The organism is Sneathiella aquimaris, from assembly GCF_026409565.1.
In the GTDB taxonomy this organism is placed as follows: Bacteria; Pseudomonadota; Alphaproteobacteria; order Sneathiellales; family Sneathiellaceae; genus Sneathiella; species Sneathiella aquimaris.
This window is the reverse complement of record NZ_CP112881.1, coordinates 998,542-1,020,192: the sequence shown is the minus strand read 5'-3', so window position 1 is coordinate 1,020,192 and position 21,651 is coordinate 998,542. Positions and strand designations below refer to the sequence as shown.

13 protein-coding genes are annotated in these 21,651 nt (G+C 49.3%); 6 read left to right on the top strand and 7 right to left on the bottom strand.

Going from position 1 to position 21,651, the window contains the following annotated elements; translation table 11 throughout:
- Positions 1–13 precede the first annotated feature (13 nt).
- On the bottom strand, positions 14–1,072 hold the full coding sequence (gene speB, locus OIR97_RS04655; RefSeq protein ID WP_169544430.1) for an agmatinase: 1,059 nt from the start codon (positions 1,070–1,072) through the stop codon (positions 14–16).
- A 196-nt stretch (positions 1,073–1,268) separates the two neighbouring features.
- Between speB and OIR97_RS04650 the strand changes: the two genes are divergently transcribed.
- Positions 1,269–2,225 carry a LysR substrate-binding domain-containing protein gene (locus OIR97_RS04650; RefSeq protein WP_169544429.1) on the top strand — a complete coding sequence of 319 codons (957 nt, stop codon included), beginning with the start codon at positions 1,269–1,271 and terminating at the stop codon, positions 2,223–2,225.
- A 47-nt stretch (positions 2,226–2,272) separates the two neighbouring features.
- Positions 2,273–3,460, top strand: a complete 1,188-nt coding sequence (locus OIR97_RS04645; RefSeq protein ID WP_169544428.1) for an aminotransferase — start codon at positions 2,273–2,275, stop codon at positions 3,458–3,460.
- 11 nt (positions 3,461–3,471) lie between these two features.
- Here the strand turns inward: OIR97_RS04645 and OIR97_RS04640 are convergent, their stop codons facing one another.
- On the bottom strand, positions 3,472–7,878 hold the full coding sequence (locus tag OIR97_RS04640) for a cadherin domain-containing protein (protein WP_267177792.1): 4,407 nt from the start codon (positions 7,876–7,878) through the stop codon (positions 3,472–3,474).
- Positions 7,879–8,115: 237 nt separating this feature from the next.
- Here OIR97_RS04640 and OIR97_RS04635 point away from each other — a divergent pair, with 237 nt between their 5' ends.
- Genes OIR97_RS04635 through OIR97_RS04625 form a run of 3 tightly spaced genes read left to right on the top strand, consistent with a single transcriptional unit; the run spans position 8,116 to position 13,403 of the window.
- Positions 8,116–9,891, top strand: coding sequence for a peptidase domain-containing ABC transporter (locus OIR97_RS04635; protein WP_169544426.1), 1,776 nt, complete (start codon positions 8,116–8,118; stop codon positions 9,889–9,891).
- A gap of 3 nt (positions 9,892–9,894) precedes the next feature.
- Complete coding sequence (locus OIR97_RS04630) at positions 9,895–12,024, top strand: peptidase domain-containing ABC transporter (protein ID WP_169544425.1); 2,130 nt, start codon at positions 9,895–9,897, stop codon at positions 12,022–12,024.
- Positions 12,024–13,403, top strand: coding sequence for an HlyD family type I secretion periplasmic adaptor subunit (locus OIR97_RS04625; protein ID WP_169544424.1), 1,380 nt, complete (start codon positions 12,024–12,026; stop codon positions 13,401–13,403). Before OIR97_RS04630 ends, OIR97_RS04625 begins: the two co-directional genes overlap by 1 nt.
- A 48-nt stretch (positions 13,404–13,451) precedes the next feature.
- On the opposite strand, the gene OIR97_RS04620 is transcribed toward OIR97_RS04625, so the two are convergent.
- From OIR97_RS04620 to OIR97_RS04600, 5 genes are all read right to left on the bottom strand, one after another.
- Positions 13,452–14,549: a PQQ-dependent sugar dehydrogenase gene (locus OIR97_RS04620; protein ID WP_169544423.1), complete on the bottom strand. Its 1,098-nt coding sequence runs from the start codon at positions 14,547–14,549 to the stop codon at positions 13,452–13,454.
- Between the two features lie 24 nt (positions 14,550–14,573).
- A complete protein-coding gene (locus tag OIR97_RS04615) occupies positions 14,574–15,728 on the bottom strand; it encodes a saccharopine dehydrogenase family protein (RefSeq protein ID WP_169544422.1) in 1,155 nt (384 codons plus the stop codon).
- A gap of 27 nt (positions 15,729–15,755) precedes the next feature.
- A complete protein-coding gene (locus tag OIR97_RS04610; protein ID WP_169544421.1) occupies positions 15,756–16,835 on the bottom strand; it encodes a saccharopine dehydrogenase in 1,080 nt (359 codons plus the stop codon).
- 298 nt (positions 16,836–17,133) lie between these two features.
- Positions 17,134–17,832, bottom strand: a complete 699-nt coding sequence (locus tag OIR97_RS04605; protein WP_267177791.1) for a Crp/Fnr family transcriptional regulator — start codon at positions 17,830–17,832, stop codon at positions 17,134–17,136.
- A 105-nt stretch (positions 17,833–17,937) separates the two neighbouring features.
- Positions 17,938–18,249 (bottom strand): peptidase associated/transthyretin-like domain-containing protein, encoded by a 312-nt coding sequence (locus OIR97_RS04600; protein WP_169544419.1) that lies wholly within the window; start codon positions 18,247–18,249, stop codon positions 17,938–17,940.
- Positions 18,250–18,581: 332 nt separating this feature from the next.
- On the opposite strand from OIR97_RS04600, the gene OIR97_RS04595 reads away from it, so the two are divergent.
- Positions 18,582–21,650, top strand: a complete 3,069-nt coding sequence (locus tag OIR97_RS04595; RefSeq protein ID WP_169544418.1) for an adenylate/guanylate cyclase domain-containing protein — start codon at positions 18,582–18,584, stop codon at positions 21,648–21,650.
- The last annotated feature ends 1 nt before the right edge of the window (position 21,651 follow it).

The following is a 21,651-nucleotide window of genomic DNA, read 5'->3' as shown; positions in this document are numbered from 1 at the left end:
TGATCTTTTTTCTTTATTCAGCAATAAAAGGGCTGAAAACCATTAAGCTCAAGATTTCAAATAAAACCTGAGCCCCCACATGCGCCGAATTTGTTGTTGGGTCATACTGAGGTGCGACTTCGACAACATCGCCTCCGCAGATATTAAGCCCCTTAAGCCCACGCAGAAATTCTAATACTTCACGAGTTGTTAGACCACCAACTTCCGGCGTGCCGGTTCCAGGGGCAAATGATGGATCAACCCCGTCAATGTCAAATGAGACATAAACAGGTCCGTCCCCCACGATTTCACGGGCCTTCTCGATCACGGCCGGTATACCCAGCCCGGGAATTTCTTCAGCGTGAATAACGGTCATGCCTGACTTCTTCGAAAACTCCCACAAATATTCGGCTGAGCCGCGTATCCCGATCTGAACGGTTCGTGTGGGATCCAGGACACCGTCCAGAACGGCGTTCCGGAAAGGGCCGCCATGATGAAACTTCGTCTCGTCAAACGAGCCTCCCGTATCACAATGTGCGTCAATGTGAATAAGGCCAACCGGCCCTTCTTTTCCAACGGCCTTTAGGATGGGATGCGTAATTGAATGATCCCCGCCAACGGACAATGGCATAACGCCTGCCGCGATAATCTTGTGCATATAGGCTTCGATATTGTCGAGGCTTTTTTCAAGCCGGTATCGGCTATCAAACGGGATGTCACCTATATCTGCTACCCGCAGATCCTGCACTGGCGCACATCCCAGAACATGATTATACGGTCCAATCCGCTCGATTGCCCGAAGTGCACGCGGCCCGAAACGCGCACCTGGTCGATTTGTAACGCCCAAATCCATTGGAATGCCAATTATCGCGACCTCCAAATCGTCTATATCCGGATCTTCTGGATCAACCTGCTTTATTGGTGCATCCAGAAATGTCGGTATCCCGGCATACGGCGCCATTCGGGTGCCGCTTTTTGAAAAAATCTTATCCGCAACCTTCCTGAAATCTGGGTCATAAAGCTCACCCCCGTGATTATCACCGAACTGAGCCCGCAATGCTTCCAGCTTTTGCTTATCCCATTCACCAGACATACTTCACCCAATGCTGTATTTTTTTCACATTAAAATAGGAACGCATTTTAACAACTTTAAGATGCCGATCACCTTAAATGGCAATTTTTAACATTCCTTGTCGCAGTGTTGTCTATTTTTCCCAAGCTGCATTGAAAAATCAATTGATTTTGTTGTAAGGTATATTGTTACTTTTTCTCACATATGAAAGAAGCGAATGATCAGTCGCCTTCCCCCGCTAAAACCGCTACGCGCTTTTGAGGCCACAGCCCGCACTGGCTCTGTGACCGCCGCAGCAAAAGAACTGAATGTGACACATAGCGCGATTAGCCATCAGATAAAAACACTGGAAACATCGCTGGGCCTGAAACTGTTTGACCGACAGGCGCAACGTTTGAAACTAACGTCGCAAGGCGCGCTGCTGATGCCTGCCGTATCAAACGCTTTCAAGGAAATTGCGGCAACAGCCTCCCAAATGAGCAGGCCGTCAACGGAAGGGCGCCTGTCCGTTTCCTGTTCACCGGCTCTTCTGTCCTATTGGCTGGTTCCGCGCATTGGTCAATTCACCGAACAATATCCGAATGTCCAGCTTGCTCTTAATTCGTCCGTGGACCGCACGAAAATACTCTCTCCAGCGATTGATGTCAGTATTATTTATGGGGCCGCACCAGCAGAGGATTGCTGGGGTCGCCTTTGGGCGCAATTCGATCTTTTTCCAGTGACATCCCCCACTCACCTTAACCGCCGCACCATTCGCAACTTGAAGGATCTTGAAGATCAGGTTCTTCTTCACACGGATGATGGCCGGGAATGGAACTCGTGGTTTGACGCTGCCAGCGCCCGTAATATTGTTCCCAAGCAGCATCATTATATGGGCGATGCCCGGGTCGCCATTGATGCAGCTCTGAATGGGCATGGTGTAGCGTTGGGGGATACACTGACGTCCAGCAGCCTGCTGAGCGACGGATCACTTGTGGTTCCGTTTGATCTTGCGGTACCCGCAAATGACGCTTTTTATGTTGCCTGCCGAAACGAAATACGCTCGACCCCGATTGTGAATGTGTTTATAGACTGGCTTTTTGCCGCACTCGAAGAAGACAAAGTCACAGCGCCGTTCCTGAGCTCAGGTCGGCATATTTCTCGGCGCCGGTCGAAAAAAGCAGACATACTTTAAGTAAATACTTTAAACGATATCGATAAAGACGCCTGGAAAGAAAGCATATGCCAACAGCATCCATTAACCCGGCTGTAAAAGCACTCTCTGCGCCCCCTATCCCCATGGTTCAAAAATGGGGACAATCTTATGATGGCGCCCTTGGTCCCCTTCTCGATTTATCGCAGGCCGTTCCGGGTTACCCGCCTCATCCGGATATCCTGAACTGGTTGTCTGAAGCTGCGGGGGACACAAAACTGGCAGGCTATGGCAATATTGAAGGGGAGACCGAACTTCGAGCGGCTTACTCAACCCATGTTGGTGAACTTTACCAGACACAGATGGCGCCGGAAAATATCCATATTACTGCCGGATGCAATCAAGCCTTTATTACGACAATCATGACGGTCGCGGCGAGTGGCCATTCAATTTTGATCAGCAATCCATTCTACTTTAATCACGAGTCAACGTTGGATATGCTGGGTATCAAGTGCAAGATATATGACACGGATGCTGATAACGGCTTTTTGCCTAACCTCACAAGCATGACGGAGCAAATTGACCCGTCCGTAAAAGCGATTGTGATGATCTCTCCCAACAACCCGACAGGGGCAATATATCCACCAGCATTATTGGAGGAGGTCTTCAAACTGTGCCAAGAACGTGGGATCTGGCTTATTCTGGACGAAACTTATCGAGATTTCCTTCCGTCCAAACGGAAAATGCCTCACACCCTTTTCTCCCATCCGAATTGGGGTGACAATCTGATCCAGCTTTACAGCTTCTCCAAGTCATTCTGTATTCCCGGTCATCGTTTGGGAAGCATTACCGCGGCGCCCGAGGTTGTTGATCAGATTGCGAAGGTAATGGATAATCTTCAAATCTGCGCGCCCAGAATTCCCCAGTCGGCCGTTGCAAAAGCATTGCCAGGCCTTACTGGCTGGCGGGAAGAAAACCGCCTTGAAATCGCCGCACGATCCAAAACCTTACAAAACGTCATAACACATTGCCCGGACTGGAAATTAAAGGCGGTTGGCGCTTATTTTGCCTATATCGAACATCCTTTTGAAGGATATTCATCGGTTTTGGTTGCCAAAAACCTGGCCCGTGACCGCGGGATCATTACGATCCCGGGCGAATTTTTTGGGCCCCGACAATCGCAATATTTGCGGGTTGCTTTTGCAAATGCCGATCAGCAGATGCTGGAACAGTTACCGAAGCGTCTTACTATGCTGAGCTTGAATACAGTGGATTGACGGGGGTTTCTCTACCCTTCAATTTTCTCCACGCCATCAAAGGTCAATTCAACGCCGCCAATATTGATGGTACCGGCAGCGTCTTCAGACAGGAACACCTCGCCATCAGCTGAAGATTGAACCGAACCGCTGTCCAAGCTCAACCAGTCGCTGATGTTTCCAGAAGGAAGGCCGTCCGAAAGAACAATTGTATCGGACCAGCCGCCACCATCACCACCATGGAACGTGTCGTTACCCTGATCACTGGCGAAATAGAAGATATCACTGCCGGCATCACCATAAACGATGTCATCTCCGGCGCCACTATGCAGAACGTCATTGCCGCCCTCACCATGGATAACTTCATCATCTGTACCGCCATAAATTGTATCTGAGGCTTCCGTTCCCTGCTCCACCTCAATTGTGACCGATGAGTTGAATGTATCGGAGACCTCACCGCTGCTATCGGTTGCCGTTACGGAAATACTTCTTGTCCCAGCAATCGCGCTATCCGTTGTGCCATTAGAAAAATTCAGTTTCTGTATGACATCTTCGTAAAGCTCGACATCCGCTGTTCCGGTCAAACTGACCGTAATCGACGACCCATCATCCACAATTGTCATGGATATGCCGCTATCCGACCCATCAGGTAGCAAAATTGAATTTCCATCCAGATTGTAGGTGCCGCCTAAACCTAAAACGTCGCCAGACTGAATATCGCCCAATATAATGGTTGCAGAAGCAAGTTCCTCACTATCGGCATCACTTAACTGGAACGTTGATTGCCCCAGATCATCTTCCGCAAAAAGTGGGTTGGGTACGTCAACCAGATCTCGACTGTCGATTTCAACACTGAACATTCCGTCGTCAAAGTCAGCGTCTCCACCGCCCCACAAATCTTCAAAGCCGAAGTTGAGAACGCCATTTTCCTGATCAACACCAGCAATAAAATGTTGTCCCCCACCGTCTTCCCGATCCGCATTAAACTCATACTGATTTAATGAATGATAGACATTGCCATCTGTCGTATGAATGGTTCCATCTTGTTCAATATAAATAAGCTGGGGACTTCCGGTATCTGAATTGACATTATATTTATGGTCTTCCGGGGATTGGCTCGCCGGGTCAAAATCAGGGGACACATACATCCAGGTTCCTGTTTCTGAGATTGTGTTGCCATCGCCACTGACCGCATCATCCGGCAAATCAGAAAACCCATTGGCGATCACAAAAAAGCCCAACTGACTACCCGCCTCAATGCCTTCATAGGTCGCTTGTGACTCGCCTGCCGTCAATTTATTAGAAGACGCGTCCCCCCAAAGCAGCTGGACGTCGGTAATCGTCCCATCCGTATTAATCTGATAGGCACCAATTGCACTGCGATATCCCGCGCCCTCTCCCTGAAATGTGACCGTTGCATCTGATTGATGATTAATGACGAGCCCTTCAGCATCAGAAATCATATCTTCAAAGACTTCAGACCCGATATTGGCCTCCAGTTCTCTACCAGACTGAAGGTTCGGGAACATGTCCATATGGTCCAGTTCCATCACTTCAGACGCATTTTCATGAGAAATGGTGTTTCCCAAGCCACTCATGGTGGGCGAAGCTAAATCCTCAACATTCACAGTATAGCTTTCAGAAGCAACATGAACACCATCCGTCACATCCACGGTTATGTCGTAACTGTTCACATCTTCATAATCCAATGGTCCAGCGACCTTTACTTCTCCTGTATTCGGGTCGATCGTGAATTTCCCGCCGGCATCATCGGACAGGCTGTAGGTAAGCGTACCACCCTCCGGGTCTTCCGCGCTTATTGTGCCGACCACCGTGCCAATCGCGGAATTCTCGTCCACAGATTGATCATCCATTACAATTGAATGCATTGCTTCATTAACATCACCCAAATCAATCGTAAAAGTTTTTTGAGTAATTTGGGTGCCGTCGTTTACATCCACGACCACGTTGTAGGCGCTCACATCTTCGAAATCGAGGGCATCCGCAACTTTAATCTCGCCGGTATTGGGATCAATGGTGAACCGGCCGCCCGCATCATCTGACAGGCTGTAGGTCAGGGCCCCACCTTCCGGATCTTCGGCACTGACCGTGCCAACAACCGTGCCGATCGCAGAGTTTTCTGCAATCGCATTATCATCCAGTGCCACCGAATGGGCCGCTTCGTTGAGGTCACCCACATTCAGCGTGAAGGTTTCCTGCGTCACATTCACCCCGTCGCTCACATCCACGACCACGTTGTAGGCGCTCACATCTTCGAAATCGAGGGCATCCGCAACTTTAATCTCGCCGGTATTGGGATCAATGGTGAACCGGCCGCCCGCATCATCTGACAGGCTGTAGGTCAGGGCACCACCTTCCGGATCTTCGGCACTGACCGTGCCAACAACCGTGCCGATCGCAGAGTTTTCTGCAATCGCATTATCATCCAGTGCCACCGAATGGGCCGCTTCGTTGAGGTCACCCACATTCAGCGTGAAGGTTTCCTGCGTCACATTCACCCCGTCGCTCACATCCACGACCACCGTGTAGGCGCTCACATCTTCGAAATCGAGGGCATCCGCAACTTTAATCTCGCCGGTATTGGGATCAATGGTGAACCGGCCGCCCGCATCATCAGACAGGCTGTAGGTCAGGGCACCACTTTCCGGATCTTCGGCACTGACCGTGCCAACAACCGTGCCGATCGCAGAGTTTTCTGCAATCGTATTATCATCCAGCGCCACCGAATGAGCCGCTTCGTTGAGGTCACCCACATTCAGCGTGAAGGTTTCCTGCGTCACATTCACCCCGTCGCTCACATCCACGACCACCGTGTAGGCGCTCACATCTTCGAAATCGAGGGCATCCGCAACTTTAATCTCGCCGGTATTGGGATCAATGGTGAACCGGCCGCCCGCATCATCAGACAGGCTGTAGGTCAGGGCACCACCTTCCGGATCTTTGGCACTGACCGTGCCAACAACCGTGCCGATCGCAGAATTTTCAAGTACGGTCGAATCATCCAGCGCCACCGAATGGGCCGCTTCGTTGATATCACTGACATTCAGCGTGAAGGTTTCCTGCGTCACATTCACCCCGTCGCTCACATCCACGACCACCGTGTAGGCGCTCACATCTTCGAAATCGAGGGCATCCGCAACTTTAATCTCGCCGGTATTGGGATCAATGGTGAACCGGCCGCCCGCATCATCTGACAGGCTGTAGGTCAGGGCCCCACCTTCCGGATCTTCGGCACTGACCGTGCCAACAACCGTGCCGATCGCAGAGTTTTCTGCAATCGCATTATCATCCAGTGCCACCGAATGGGCCGCTTCGTTGAGGTCACCCACATTCAGCGTGAAGGTTTCCTGCGTCACATTCACCCCGTCGCTCACATCCACGACCACCGTGTAGGCACTCACATCTTCGAAATCGAGGGCATCCGCAACTTTAATCTCGCCGGTATTGGGATCAATGGTGAACCGGCCGCCCGCATCATCTGACAGGCTATAGGTCAGGGCACCACCTTCCGGATCTTCGGCACTGACCGTGCCGACAACGGTCCCGATCGCAGAATTTTCAAGTACGGTCGAATCATCCAGCGCCACCGAATGGGCCGCTTCGTTGATATCACTGACATTCAGCGTGAAGGTTTCCTGCGTCACATTCACCCCGTCGCTCACATCCACGACCACCGTGTAGGCACTCACATCTTCGAAATCGAGGGCATCCGCAACTTTAATCTCGCCGGTATTGGGATCAATGGTGAACCGGCCGCCTGCATCATCTGACAGGCTATAGGTCAGGGCACCACCTTCCGGATCTTTGGCACTGACCGTGCCGACAACGGTCCCGATCGCAGAGTTTTCTGCAATCGTATTATCATCCAGCGCCACCGAATGAGCGGCCAGATTAATATTTTCTGGCTGAACAGTTCCAAAGGTAGCATCTCCTGAGGTTTCAACGGAGGATAAGGAAACCTGAAAATCAGCTTCTGTCTCATGAGGAAGTGAATCTCCAAGCAGGGACTCGCTTTGAAGCCCCGTGAGAGAACCCGCCTCACTTTCTGACGGACGCAGTGATGCCTCTTCCGTATTCTCAGGCATGGTGTCGACATCAGACGTACTGCCAATTGAGTTCAAATCAATATTCAGTGGCTCTAATCCGGGCTCACCATTGAGCACCGCGTCATTTGACTGTTCGTCGCGAACATTACTGTCGTCTCCCGCGGGAGGGGGGGCGGTGTTACTCTCTTCGTATTCCCGCCCACTTCCTTTGTGGATATTGGCAAGGGACCGGTCATACTCATTGGCGGTCTGCGTATCCTTGGCTCCCTGCTCTTCATCAAAGAAAGCGTTTTTAGAAGCCCCCAGATTAGAGGCTGAATGCTCTAAGTCCTGGTTTAGCCTATCAGAATTCTGATTGTCACCATCACTCATAGGAACCTCTCACACCAATACCGACAAATTAAAAATAAATTTAGAAAAATAGATAATGAATGACACCTTATGTCAGGAGCCTTAACAAACAGCTAATCAATGTGGTTAACAACCCCCCAACAGTTGCTGAAATTTTTACCAAAATTAAAGACTTATTGGCCATGCTTACCAAATAGAGTTTCAAGTTCGAGGGCATTGCCCATTTTTTGGCATTTTGATTTGTTAAGGCAATAAGAGTTGAAAATAGACATCTCAAATGATGACAAGCCGATGCTGAGGCAAGCGTCGCTTCCAAAATCGACGCAAACTAGATTAGATATTATTCTAGCCTCGACCGCGCTGAACATTCTTGCCTTGGCGTTACCAATCATGATCTTGCAGATTTATGATCGCATCATCCCGAACAATGCAACAGATACATTACTGCTTCTTGTTCTGGGGGTTGGCTTAGCCTTGATACTGGAAGCCTTCTTCCGTTTAGGGCGCTCTTATATCACAGCCTATTCTGGTGCAAAATTTGATCATTTAGCAGGCTGTCGCGCCCTGTCTCATGCGATGGGCACTGACATTGTACGCTTTGAAAAAGAAGCCGCCGGCGTTTACCTTCATCGGTTTAATTCGATTGAAAGCCTTAAGGATTTTATGTCCGGCAACAATCTTCTGGTCTTTATTGATTTACCATTTGGTATCATCTTCCTATTCATGGTTGGCTATATCGGCGGTGTTCTTGTCCTTGCTCCCATTTTACTGCTGCTGGTTTTTGCCATCCTGACAGTGCTTATGGGAAGCGGCCTGAAAAAAGCACTGGATGAACGTTCTACATGGGATGATCGGCGATATAACTTCCTGATAGAAGTTTTAACAGGCATTCATACCGTCAAGGGCCTTGCGCTTGAAGCACAAATGGTGCGCCGATATGAACGGCTTCAGGAAACGACGGCTGGTGTGATTAAGAAGGTCGCTTTTCAAAATGGGGTAGCCCAAAGTTTCGGGTCCGTTTTTTCGCAAATAACACTTATCTCTGTTGCTGCGTTTGGTTCGGTCCTTGTTATTAATGAGGTGCTAACTATTGGTGGTTTGGCAGCCTGCACCCTCTTATCGGGCCGGGCCCTTCAGCCTTTGCTTCGCGCCATGGGTGTCTGGACACATTATCAAAATATCAAACTGTCCAAGAAACGGGTTAACAGTCTGTTGTCCTTACCACAGGAAAAAGAGTCCCGGGACAGTTTTGCCAACAGTGAAACCGTGCTCAATTTCCAGATGTTGCCAAAATCGGAGATCGGCGGTCGCTTGGCTTTCGAACAGGTCTCGTTTGGCTACGGGGGCGATGAAGCCGACCTTTTCCAGGATATGGATGCACAATTCTTCAGCGGCAGTACCACTGCGATTGCAGGGCCCAATGGGTCCGGAAAAACCACTCTTCTATGGCTGGCCATGGGCCTGATTGCGCCAACACAAGGCCGTGTGCTGCTAAATGGCGAAGATATGGCTTATCTGCCAAAAGAGGAAATCCACAATCGGATCGCTTATCTGCCACAAAACGGAACGATCTTTCATGGCACGATCATGGAAAACCTGACCATGTTTCGAAAAGGCTCGTCTATTGATCGTGCGATTACCCTCTCCATTGGGCTGGGTTTGGACGATACAATTAAAAGACTTCCCTTAGGGTACGACACAATTGTCGGCGATGGGGCCGCGGATAGTCTGCCAGGTGGTATACGGCAACGTATTGCGATTGCCCGGGCTCTTGTAAACGAGCCGGAAATCATCCTTTTTGATGAAGCGAATACGTCGCTTGATGCTGCGGGTGATGAGATCCTCAAAAATGCCATGTTCCAACTAAAAGGGAAAAGCACCATCATTTTGGTTAGTCACCGCCCGTCACTTCTGAAGATCGCGGATCAGGGTTATAAAATAACCAGGAAGCAACTCCAGAAAATGCCTGTCGACAGCCTGACAGACTATAAAAAACCTGCTCCTGCCTTTCGTCCAAAAATAAAGCTGGTTTAAGTCATGACTTTTTTAAATTCTGCATTTGGCAGGCCTGACGAAGATAACTGGGGACGAAACACCCAGTATGCGGCGTGTGTTAAACCCATGCTGAACGCGCTGGGTTGGCGAGGTGACGTCGAGCAGGTGGTTGAGGCAATGCCTCACTTTAAAACAACGATGGATCTACTGGATTTTCGGAGCACCCTTGCCAATCTCCATTACCAAAGTTCGTCAGAACTGCAAACGATCAACAAAATCGATGAACGGCTGTATCCCTGCCTGTTTGACCCTGAGAAAGGGTCCCTGAAAGTCCTTATTTCAAACGACGACGATGGCGTTTATATTTTTGATGCCGAATATCAGGAATATACTGTCCTAAGTGACAAGCAGGCATTAAACGAAAGGGGCACTGCTTTTTTCTTCAGCCCAACACCGAAAGAAAAAATAGGGCAGTGGAACACAGGACAAAACTGGTTCAGGGCTGTAACAGGCCGGTTCGCTCCGCTGATCAAGCGGATATTCCTGTTGACCTTTCTTCTGAACTTGTTAGCACTGGCAACACCGCTCTTTATTATGGCGGTCTATGATATGGTTATTGGTTCCGGGTCTTTGGAAACACTTACCTATCTGCTGATGGGCGTTGGGATTGCAATCTTTTGCGATATCGTTCTTCGCCTGTTGCGCGGCTCTATGCTGGCCCATATTGGGGCTCGACTGGATTATATTGTCGGAAGCACTGTCCTACAGAAAATATTATCCCTGCCGATTTCCCAAACGGAACGCACCTCGCTTGGCTCCAAAATCGCACGGTTCCGGGAATTTGATGCCATTCGGGACTTTTTTATCGGCCCCATGGCGCTCGCCTTTCTCGAGTTGCCGTTCATTTTCATTTACCTGATCACCATCGGTCTATTGGGCGGACCATTGGTTCTTGTCCCGATCGGAATGCTGGTTTTGTACGCAATTGTCGGCTTTTTTATTCTACCCGTTATTCAGCAGAAAACAGCAAGCGACCTCGCTAATTCAGCCACTAAAGGATCGTTCGTAACAGAAACCTTCAACAAGATGCGGGCTATCAAGCAGATGGGCGCTGAAGAAGTATGGCTGGAACGCTTTCGCGATATTTCTATCGGCAATGCGCTTGCGGGCTTGAACAATAACATGACAGGGGCAGTCGCGCAGACGTTTGCCCATGTCACCATGGTTACGTCAGGCGTCCTGACCCTAACCTTTGGAATCGGGCGGGTCTTCGACCAGTCAATGACAGTCGGGGCACTTGTTGCAACGATGGCCCTGATCTGGCGGATGCTGGCCCCTACGCAAACCCTTTTTCTGGCATTGACTAAACTGAACATTATTGGGGTCAGCATTAAACGCCTTAATCAACTTTTTATGCTGCCCAGTGAAAATAACCCATATGCGTCTTCAAAACTGAAACGCTTTAAAGGGAACATCTCTTTTTCACATGTAAGCTTCAGATATGCGCCTGATCAGGACCCTGCTGTTATGGGACTGGATTTTAATATTGGCGCAGGTGAAGTTGTTGCCTTTGCTGGTGCCAACAGTTCAGGCAAATCCACAATCGTTAAACTGCTGACCGGCTTATACCAACCGCAAGTCGGGCGCATTTCACTGGATGGTGTCGACATCCGGCAAATTGACCCGATTGAACTTAGAAAATCCATTGGATATATGCCGCAATATAGCGAGCTTTTCCACGGAACAATTCGTCAAAACCTACTGCTTGCCAGCAGTACAGCCAGTGAGCAACAAATTCTGGAAGCCTGCGAACTTGCCAATTTGACGGCCGATATTGATCGATTGCCCGACAAACTTGATACACGCATTGGCGACCAACTCATGCAGCAACTTCCAGCCGGGTTTCAACAACGCCTGATCATGGCGCGGGCGTTTCTTGCTAACGCAAAAATCATGATCTTTGACGAACCTGGTAATACTCTGGACGAAGAGGGCGACAGAGCTTTTCTTGAGGCTGTGAATAAAATGCGCGGAAAAGCAACCGTCCTGATTATTACGCACCGTCCCAGCCACATGCGGGTCGCAGATCGCGTGGTTCTCCTTAATCGAGGGGCCGTTCAAACCATCGGGCCTGCCTCCACTATCATACCCCTTGTCTTCGGAGGCGCCTAATGGCTGACTCACTGAAATTCATTTCAATTGATCAAGAAAAATACAAAGAAGAGGCACAGCCCCTTCGTAAAGGCAAGCCTGAGACAATGCGGCTTAGTCAGTCTATCATGCTCGAGGAAACTGGCCCTTCTTCGTTGCTGAGAACGGCAATTCTGTTCTGTTTTGTTATATTGCTTCTGTTCATTTTATGGGCTCAGTATGCCCTTATAGATGAGGTTGCCGTAACATCCGGCGAGGTAATTCCTTCGGGCACCGTTCAAACCATCCAGCATGTTGATGGCGGTACAATCAGTGATATCACTATTCAGGAAGGCGATATCGTCAAAGAAGGGCAGGTTCTGATCCGTCTTGACCCTACCGATGCCCTGTCCGAAATAAAACAGCTTTCCACTCAGCTTGCCATTTCAACCATCAAGGCTGACCGACTTCGCGCCTTTGTGAAAAATTCGGATTTTAATACATCTTATTCAGATCCTCGGTTTTCGCCGCTAATTAAAGAGCAGAAAACACTCTTGGAAAGCCAGAGGCTGGACATTCAAAATCAAAGAAATGTCCTTCAAGCGCAGCTTGAACAACGCATCGGCGAGCGCAGCAATTTGCAGGACCAGATCAAAATTCTGCAAACCCAGATTGCCCCGTTACGGGAACAGATGAAAATTCGCCAAGGCCTACTGAAAGGCAAAACCCTAAGCCGCTACGATTACTTGGAATCCCAGCGCCAGTATTTGAAAGAAAAGGGGCAACTTGACGAATTGGTTCTGACCGCCAAATCCCTCGATCAGGCAATCATCGAAGCCCGGGGCCGTTTGACAGAGATGGAAGGTCGCGTCAAAAAAGAAGCGTTGGACGAGATGGCGCTGGCGAATGCTGAAGCCCTAAAAACCCGTGAAGAACTTGACCGACTGCAATCTGTTATCAAACGGCTTGAAATTCGCTCACCTGTTGACGGCGTCATTCAGGGACTGGATGTTAACTCCATTGGAACGGTCATAAAAGCGGGCAACCCGATCGTGTCCGTCGTCCCGGTGGACCAGGAACTTGTTCTCGAAACGCGGGTCAGGCCCGAAGACATTGGCTTTTTACAGCTTGGGCAGGCGGCAACCGTAAAATTCACAACTTATAATTTTTCCAGATATGGATCGATTGTGGGTGAACTTACCTACTTGTCTGCAACCACATTTCAAGACGAAGAAGGCGTCAACTATTACAAAGGGAAAGTTGCCCTTACACAATCCTATGTGGGCGATGATCCCGATAGAAACCTTATTTTACCAGGAATGACCGCAACTGCCGATATTCATTCAGGTAAAAAAACACTGTTGGATTATCTTCTTAAACCCATCCACACCACGCTGGCGCAGTCTTTTCGGGAACGCTAAAGAAGGTGCCACTCTCTAATTGTGGCCGTCTTTTCTTATAGAAAATGCTTAGTTCGGCGCGGAATAAGTGACGCGGTAAATTACATCCGCATGATCATCGGAGATCAATAAGGATCCGTCGGGTAATTCTTCGATGTCAACTGGACGACCAAAAACCTGCCCGTCCGTCGCCAACCATCCATCGATGAAAACAGACTTTGAAAGTGGCTGCCCCGTTTTATCATACTGCACTCTCATCACGCGATATCCGACCGGCTCTGTTCGGTTCCACGATCCGTGCTGCGCAACAAACGCATCATTTTTATAGACATCTGGAAATTGTGAGCCTGTGTAAAAATCCATTCCAAGCGCGGCCACATGCGCCTGAAATTTTATAACAGGCGGAACCGGATTTTTTACCGACCCTTTATTTCTGAACTGCGGATAGGCTTTCTGGTTGTCATACCAGAAGGGATATCCAAAATGCAGACCTTTACGTTGTGCCCTGTTCAACTCGTCCGGCGGAATATCGTCACCGAGATTGTCTCCCCCATTATCTGTGAAAAACAGCTCCTTAGTGACCGGATGCCAATCAAACCCTACCGAATTGCGGACCCCGGCAGCAAAAATTGTATGATCAAGCGATGACAAATCGATCTTTAGCAGCGTCCCCTCAACCCCGGACACTTCACAAATGTTACAAGGTGCACCAACAGACACGAACAGATCACCCGCCGGACTGATCCCGATATAACGCCATCCATGATGACGCCTGTCAGGTAAGATGCCTGCAGGCAGAATTATTGATTTTTCACCGTTGGTTGACAGTTTGAAGATACGGTGCTGTTCCGCAATATACAGACTTCCAGTCGCATCCAGCGCAATTCCATTTGCAACCTTCAAACCGGTCAAAAAGGGGCGGACATCGTCCGCGACCCCATCGTTATTTTTATCCTGTATGCGGTAAACCGTGTCTCCTCGTGTGCTCACATAAATGGTCTTACCATCCGGCGTCGCCGCTAAGGATCGGGCACCGGGAACCCTGGCCCAGACCTTAATGTTAAACCCCTCAGGCAGGTTGAGAAAAGACAACTCGGAGTTCGCGTGAGCTGAAGCGCCAAAAAACATCGCGCAAACAACATAAACCAATCGTTGTACAATTCTCATGGAACCTCCCGTGGTAGCCTTTTATCAATTCAAATGATTGATCAGTGCCATTTTTTCTCCCCGTTTATTAAGTTCAGCCAACCAATCTGCCGCAACTTTGGGATCAGAAGGGGCCGCATGGACGCCCGGCTTAAATTTTCCGTCAAGAACGGCTTCCACAGCAAAACTCACTGGAACGGAAACCAATCGCGCCATTGCCGTATAGGCTTCATCTCCATAAGCGTCCATTACATAGGATTTATTATAAACCTGCCGGCCACCAGATGTCGCCACCAGATCAACACAGAGGACGACGCGGTCCGCTTCGCCGTCTTCAACAGCGTATTTGTCCCAAAGATCAGCACTCATTTCTTCAAGACGCGCTTCGCCTTCTGGCCCTTCCAATGTTTCAACTTCTTTAAAAATATCAGACCAGGCTTTCGACCAGCCCCCGTAACGAAGGGTTCCACGGACAAATTGCTGAACATTCATTTCCGCACCAAAACCATATTCGGCGAGATAGGGCAGTGAATCGCGATTTGGATAAACCTCAAAGGTTTCATGACCTTGTGGCAAGTCTACTTCATATCGTTCTACCGCATCCCAAGGACGACTGACATCATATTCCTGACCATCCTTGATGCTCTTGGACGGAGAACGAAGGGCTTTCAAAACACCCAAAGGAGACCAACTGAACTTATATTTAAAGTCATTGGGAACATCGGAAAGGCCACCACAATAAGACCGGAAAAAATGTTCATTCTTGGGATCGAAAACCTCAGAGGTCTTGTAATCATTCATAACAACATGAGCCATCAAATGATCAATCCCCGGATCCAGCCCCACTTCATTTACGAAGCAGACGCCTTTGTCCTCGGCCATCTTGTTAAGGTCCTGCATTGCCGGAGAGATGTAGGAGCTGGAAACAAAATGGGCCTCTTCATCCAGACAAACCTTTGCAACAACCGGATGGAAATCGCCCGGCAACATTGAAATTGCCACATCCCCTTTTGTCAGTTTATCTGCAAAAACCTCTAAATCGAAGGCCGCAACCCCACAGTCACCATCCACCCCATCAACCGCGGCTTGGGCTTTTTCCAGAGTACGGTTCCAAACAGTCAGCGAATGACCGTTTTTGATCAGTCTGCGAATGCCGGGAACTGACGATAAGCCTGCACCAAGCCAATGAATATGTGCCATAATCTACTTACTCCTGTGTCGCGTATTCTAAAGACGCGCTAAATTTTTTCTAAAGTCATTGAGAGCCCGCCCCCAAATTCCTTTTTCAGGTTCGTTCAGATCAATCAACGCCGCCATGAGTTGACGAGAGTAATCTTCACTGGATTCCAATGGTAACATCGACGGCAAGTGATCAATCGCCATAACATCCAATGGTGTTCCTTCAGAAACAACCGATATGGAAGGCGCATCAAACGTCGTGCTTTTGTTATAAATCGGGATCGGATTATACTTGCTTTCCGGATCACAACTCACATCGGCGATAACCGACAATCGACGGTCCGCAACTTTGATATCTTCGGCGGTTACAAATCGAGGACATTCTGGGGTCGCCAGAATGCAATTCACAAAAATTGAATGCTGCTGAATTTCCGGGAAAGGCCCTCCTGAGGCTGTTTCAGCCATATCCCATTTTGTTATGTCCATTCCCAAAGCAAGCCCAAGATCGGTTGCACCGCTTCCTGTTCGGCCAAGGGCGCCGATAACGATCATGTCTGGCTTTTCACCAATCGTCTGTATCTGCCCACGCAAATCGCTCAGCAGGGCATCAACATTTGGATAGCTATCGACCCTCTCGAGTGGTGGGACATTCCCCATTTTTTGTCCGGCCCAGATTTTGACGGCCACAGCAGCCCCGGCATATCCCGCCCAATAGCCAAACGCTGCGACGCGTCGGCCTCCTTCATCCACCAGGCATTCAAGGTCATATAATGTCCCGTTTCCGTTTACAAAACGGTTGAGGGTATGCTGCCAACCCGGCTGATCTTTATAGACATGGCCAAAATAAATGTGCCGATGCACCAGATCACCATCCCCTTCCGGGAGTTCCTTTACCCCCAGAATAAAGGCTTCTTTCGGGGCATTGGTCCAGCTTCCTTCCTCGGCAATTTCACAGCCAACATCCGCATATTTTTGAATATCTATGCAACGCTGAGCGGATTTTTCGACGGTGATCTTATACCCCGCTTCCAACAAGGTTTTTGCATCATCTGGTACGATCGCCACACGGCGCTCATTTGCCTTTTTCTCTGACCGAACCCATAGGTGGTTATTCAGTGTTTCTGCCATGGATAATTTGGACCTGCTTTTATGTTTTGATACACTTCCCAGCATTCACTGGGCATCAAACGCGACCTTACTTGACCCTCTAGAAAATTGCCAGCCTGTGACACCGTTCATTGTGTCAAAAGAACAAAAGACTATTTTCCAGCGTGAAGAACCTCACAGAATTCTGTACTTGCCCCGTCTATAAAGGGGGGGTCGGGTACATGATTAAGAACGTATGAACCATGGGGACCTGCGAGCCAACAGGTCGTTCATACGCGGTGGAAGGATTTCTCTCCCTGCCTTTCACCGTCCCATTTTTTTATTCGTTTAACGCCTGATCGACCAGCGCCCGCAACTTCGGCAGATTCAAGACCTCCATTCTTCGGCGATGCAATGTTATGATCTGCTCGTCCACCAGATGGTTTAGTTCCCGCGTTACCGCCTCTCGGTGCGTACTGATACGGGTCGCCAGTTCGTAATGTGTCGGGGCTGGTTTGATTTGAGCCGTCACTCCGTCATCTGTAGATTTTTCTGCAAGGCGCAAAAGTTCAAGCGTTACCCTTCCTTGTACGGGAAGGGTACTGAACTCAAACACCCGATCGCTCAGTGCTCGGGTTTTGGCGACCAATAACTCGATCAATTGAAGTGCCACCTCGGGCACGTCCAGAAGGGTCTGGCGAAAATCACCAGAAGACATCCGCGCCAAAAGACCGGCTTCCAGTGCGAAGACAGAAGATGCTCTTTCCTGATGGTCAATCGCAGAAAATTCACCGAAGATATTACCCTCTTCGATATCAATGAAAGACACTTCTCGACCTGACGGAGAATAACTTTTTGCGCGCACCGCCCCTTCAATCACAAAAAACACATCTGTAGAGGGGTCATTCTGGCTGATAATCTGCTGCCCCTTCTCGTGTTGAAGCCACAAGCAGCGTTCTTTGATGATATTCAACTGGGTCTCAGACAAGCTGGAAAGCAGCCTGTTCTTTTTAAGGCCCAATAATTGGCGACCCTGCATTTGAAGAAAGCCCTTTGCGTTACTTATTAACCATTCCGTCATCTTAAAATGCCAGATGTTTTCATCAAGTAAAGCATGAAACACACAGTAGCGACCTAAAACTGGTCACACTTCGGCCGGGCGCAAGGGTATTAGAACCAGGGAAACAGGTGTATCAGTTATCATCGCAGTAATGGACGTGGGTTCAAACCCGGCTGCGTGGCAGGAAAGCTCATACAAGCCGATTGCCTTTATGTTGAAGTCTACTTCGCCCTTAGCACTTACTCTTTTCGATGCTTCTTCAACTGGAAAAGGGGTTCGCTCTATCACCACAGTTGCGTCCTGTAATCGGTTACCAGACATATCTTGAACAATTATGTGGATTTGCCTGTTATCTGACACACGAACCTCTATTCGTTCTTCCTGAAAGAAAGGCACCGCCTGACGTTCCAGAATCAGGCAGTGCCATCCAAAGTACCCTACCCCTCAGTAAAGTAGTCCCTGGATAGTGTTCTTAACGCGCGTTCAGTTCTGTGAGGAAAACCACACTGTGGAATATTTCAACCGGATAGCCCTATCATGTAGTCTCCGGCCCTCCATCCGAGATGGATAATCCTGTGTTTGGCTTGCTCCCTTTTAACTTGTAAGGCACACTTTGAGAAAAAGAACGGGGCAGTTTGTCATTCTGCTGTTACCAACGAGCGAATTCCGATTATTTAAGCAGCCAGTTATATTGTCATTCAAAATTGGACCAGCACCCAAACGATCCTATGAATAAAAATAAAAACAAAAATATAACCAACCGCGAGACAGGCAGCCAAAGGCGGCATGTTACGGTCCTGTTTTCAGATTTGTGCCACTCCACACAACTGGGAGCCCTCGCTGATCCGGAGAACACAGCAGAGATCGTTCGGTCAGTCAAAGAGGCGGCCACAAAAGTCATCAGTGAATTTGATGGTATTGTCACACAATTTCATGGAGACGGTATTCTCGCCATATTTGGCTACCCGGTTCCGTTGGAGAATGATGTTGAAAACGCAGCGACCGCGGCACTTGCCCTTCATGAAGAAATAAATAGTCTCGACCTCAAAGACTTTTTACCCGAAGGATTTGAAGCAAAACTGCATACAGGCATTGAAGCAGGTCTGGTATTGATCAGTGACGGAAACTATCTGGATGGTACATTGGAACTTGTGGGCGATGCCGTGAATGTCGCCGCAGGTATAAGTAATGCCGCTGCAGACGATGAGATCATAATTCTCGACAAAACACTGGGGCGGGCCCGCCCGTTCTTTAACGTCTCAGCGACCGCACCAGTGGCTGTAAAAGGCCGAACACGTCCTCAGCCTGCCTGGAAAATACACAGCACAACGGGGATTAGCACACGATTTGAAGCAAGCAAAAAACGCGGACTAACCGCATTTCATGGACGGGAACAAGAACTCGCCCTATTGCAGAATTATGTCTCCAAAGCAGCCTCCGAAGGACAACAGGCAGTTCAGATCATTGGAGATCCGGGCTTGGGAAAAACCCGCTTGCTTGACGAGTTTGCCCGCCAACCCGGCCTTGCAAATTGCACTATTTTACGGGGCCACTGCGAGTCCCGGGGCGCCATCGAACCACTCCAGCCTTTTTTGCAGATTTTACGCAATCACTTTAATCTGTCCCCGTCTTTATCCATCAGTGACGAGCCAAATTTGAACCTACCCGCCTCAATGGAAGGGGGCCAACCTCCGGCTTTAACAGAGGCCTCTTTAAGAACAGCGTTAAGCATCCGTATTGAAGGGGACTCTCTTTCTCAACGCGCCCGTATTTTTGAAACCTTTCTCGATAATCTCGAAAAATGCAGCACTGTTGTGTTGATAATTGATGACTGGCAATGGGCCGATGATGCATCCCGGAAACTCTTGAACAGATTGCTTCGATCAACGGTAAAAAACCGTATTCTGTTTGTTTTGGCGGCTCGGGATCAAAAGGTGGAAGATATACTGCTCGATGTCTCCTCGACCATCAAACTGGCCCCACTTTCTCAAAAAGCGACGGCCAAGTTGATTGCTGAACTGTTACCTGAACAAGGATCGATAAGCGAAAAAGAAAGCCTGCATACCAAATCCGGCGGAAATCCCCTTTTCCTCGAGGAATTGTGCCAGTCAGTTTACGACTGGGAAGCCCGCGAACAACTGGCACCCAATAGCGGGGTCATTCCAGCGACCCTTCAAGGACTGATCGAGGCTCGGGTCAGGCGTCTTCCGCAGGACCAGATCGACCTCATTCATATCGCTTCTGTCATCGGAAATATCATTCCACTATGGCTTCTGGAACGTCTGAGCGGAATCAAAAACGGGGCCCCCATCCTGCGCGATCTAGCCAGAAGTGATATTATTTACAGTAGCGGCCTGCGCGATGCATTGCAGTTCAAGCATGGCATTACCCGGGAAACCATTTATGCGACCGTCAGCCTGAAACAAAGGCGCCAGATTCACGGTGAGGTTGCCAGCATACTGGAACAACTGGCCGAGGCTGGAAACCCCGACGAATACTTGGAAAGCCTGGCGTATCATCACGCTGGCAGCGCCAATTTCCTGAAAGCACTGGAATATGCAGAACGGGCGGGAGACAAGGCCCTTGCGACCTCCTCTCTGGATCGGGCCAGACTGCAATACGAAGCCGGTCTGCAAGCCATCAAACGCCTGCCCCAAACCCATGAAAATCAACAGAAATGGATTTCAATCAGCAGCCGCTGGGCCTTGCCCTGTGTGTATGGTCCAGAAAAAAAACAACTGGATATCCTCGATAAAACCATTGCCTTTGCAGAAGAACTTGAAGATTTAAACGGCCTGGCAAATGCCTATTACTGGCAAGGGTATATTAGCCATGTCCTGGGCGACCAGAAAGCGTCCATACATTCGTTTGGCAAGGCCTTGAACGTTGCAACAGAAGTGGGAAACCGGCAAAGCGCAACCCAGATCACAGCAACTCTCGGACAAAGCCATGCCGCCGCGTCTGATTACAAAAACGCGCTCTCGCTTCTCGATCAGGCCATTCATGAAAAGCGGGAGCATCCGGGCAAAAGCCGGGTAAAGGTAGGGACGTCCTATGCCCTATCCTGTAAAGCCATGGTTTTGGGGGATATGGGTGCATTTTCCCAATCAGATGACTGTAGTGTGGAAGCCCATCAGAATGTGGCTGGCCAAGGACACGAGATCGAAGGCTCAATTTTAAACAACCGGGCAACTGTGTGTCTGTGGCGTGGGGAATGGGAGCAAGCGGTTGAATTTTCGGAGCAATCCAAGCAGATCGCCGAACAGGTCAGTGCGCCTTATCTCTATGCCTGCGCGTCAGCGATCAATGCTTATGGACGATGGAAGTTGTTTAAAGATCCAGCCAGCATTGACACATTAAAGCAGGTGTTGACCCTTGTTGAAGAAAAAGGAATGTTTTTATACTCCTCTTTTTTCTATGGATGGGCGGCCGATGTGCTTTGTTCTCTTGGAAAAAAATCGGATGCCCAGCATTATGCCGAAAAAGCCCTGGAACGGGCGGATCAACAAGATTGCCTCGGCGAAGCAATGGCTTGCCGAACACTGGCATCCCTTTCCTTTCAACAGGGCGGCGACAACAGCATTGCAGATGCCTATCTGCACCGCGCGACCCTCTCTGCGCAGCGAAGATCCTTTCCGCACGAAAAAGCAAAAAACCTGCTTCTTATCGCAGAAAACCAGTTTAGAGCCGGTCATAAGTCCCTTGCCCAGAAAAATGCAGCCGAAGCGCAGATTTTATTCGCACAAATGGGCATCAGGACTTATGACGGCCAGATCGCCAGTCTGGTAAACAACTGAT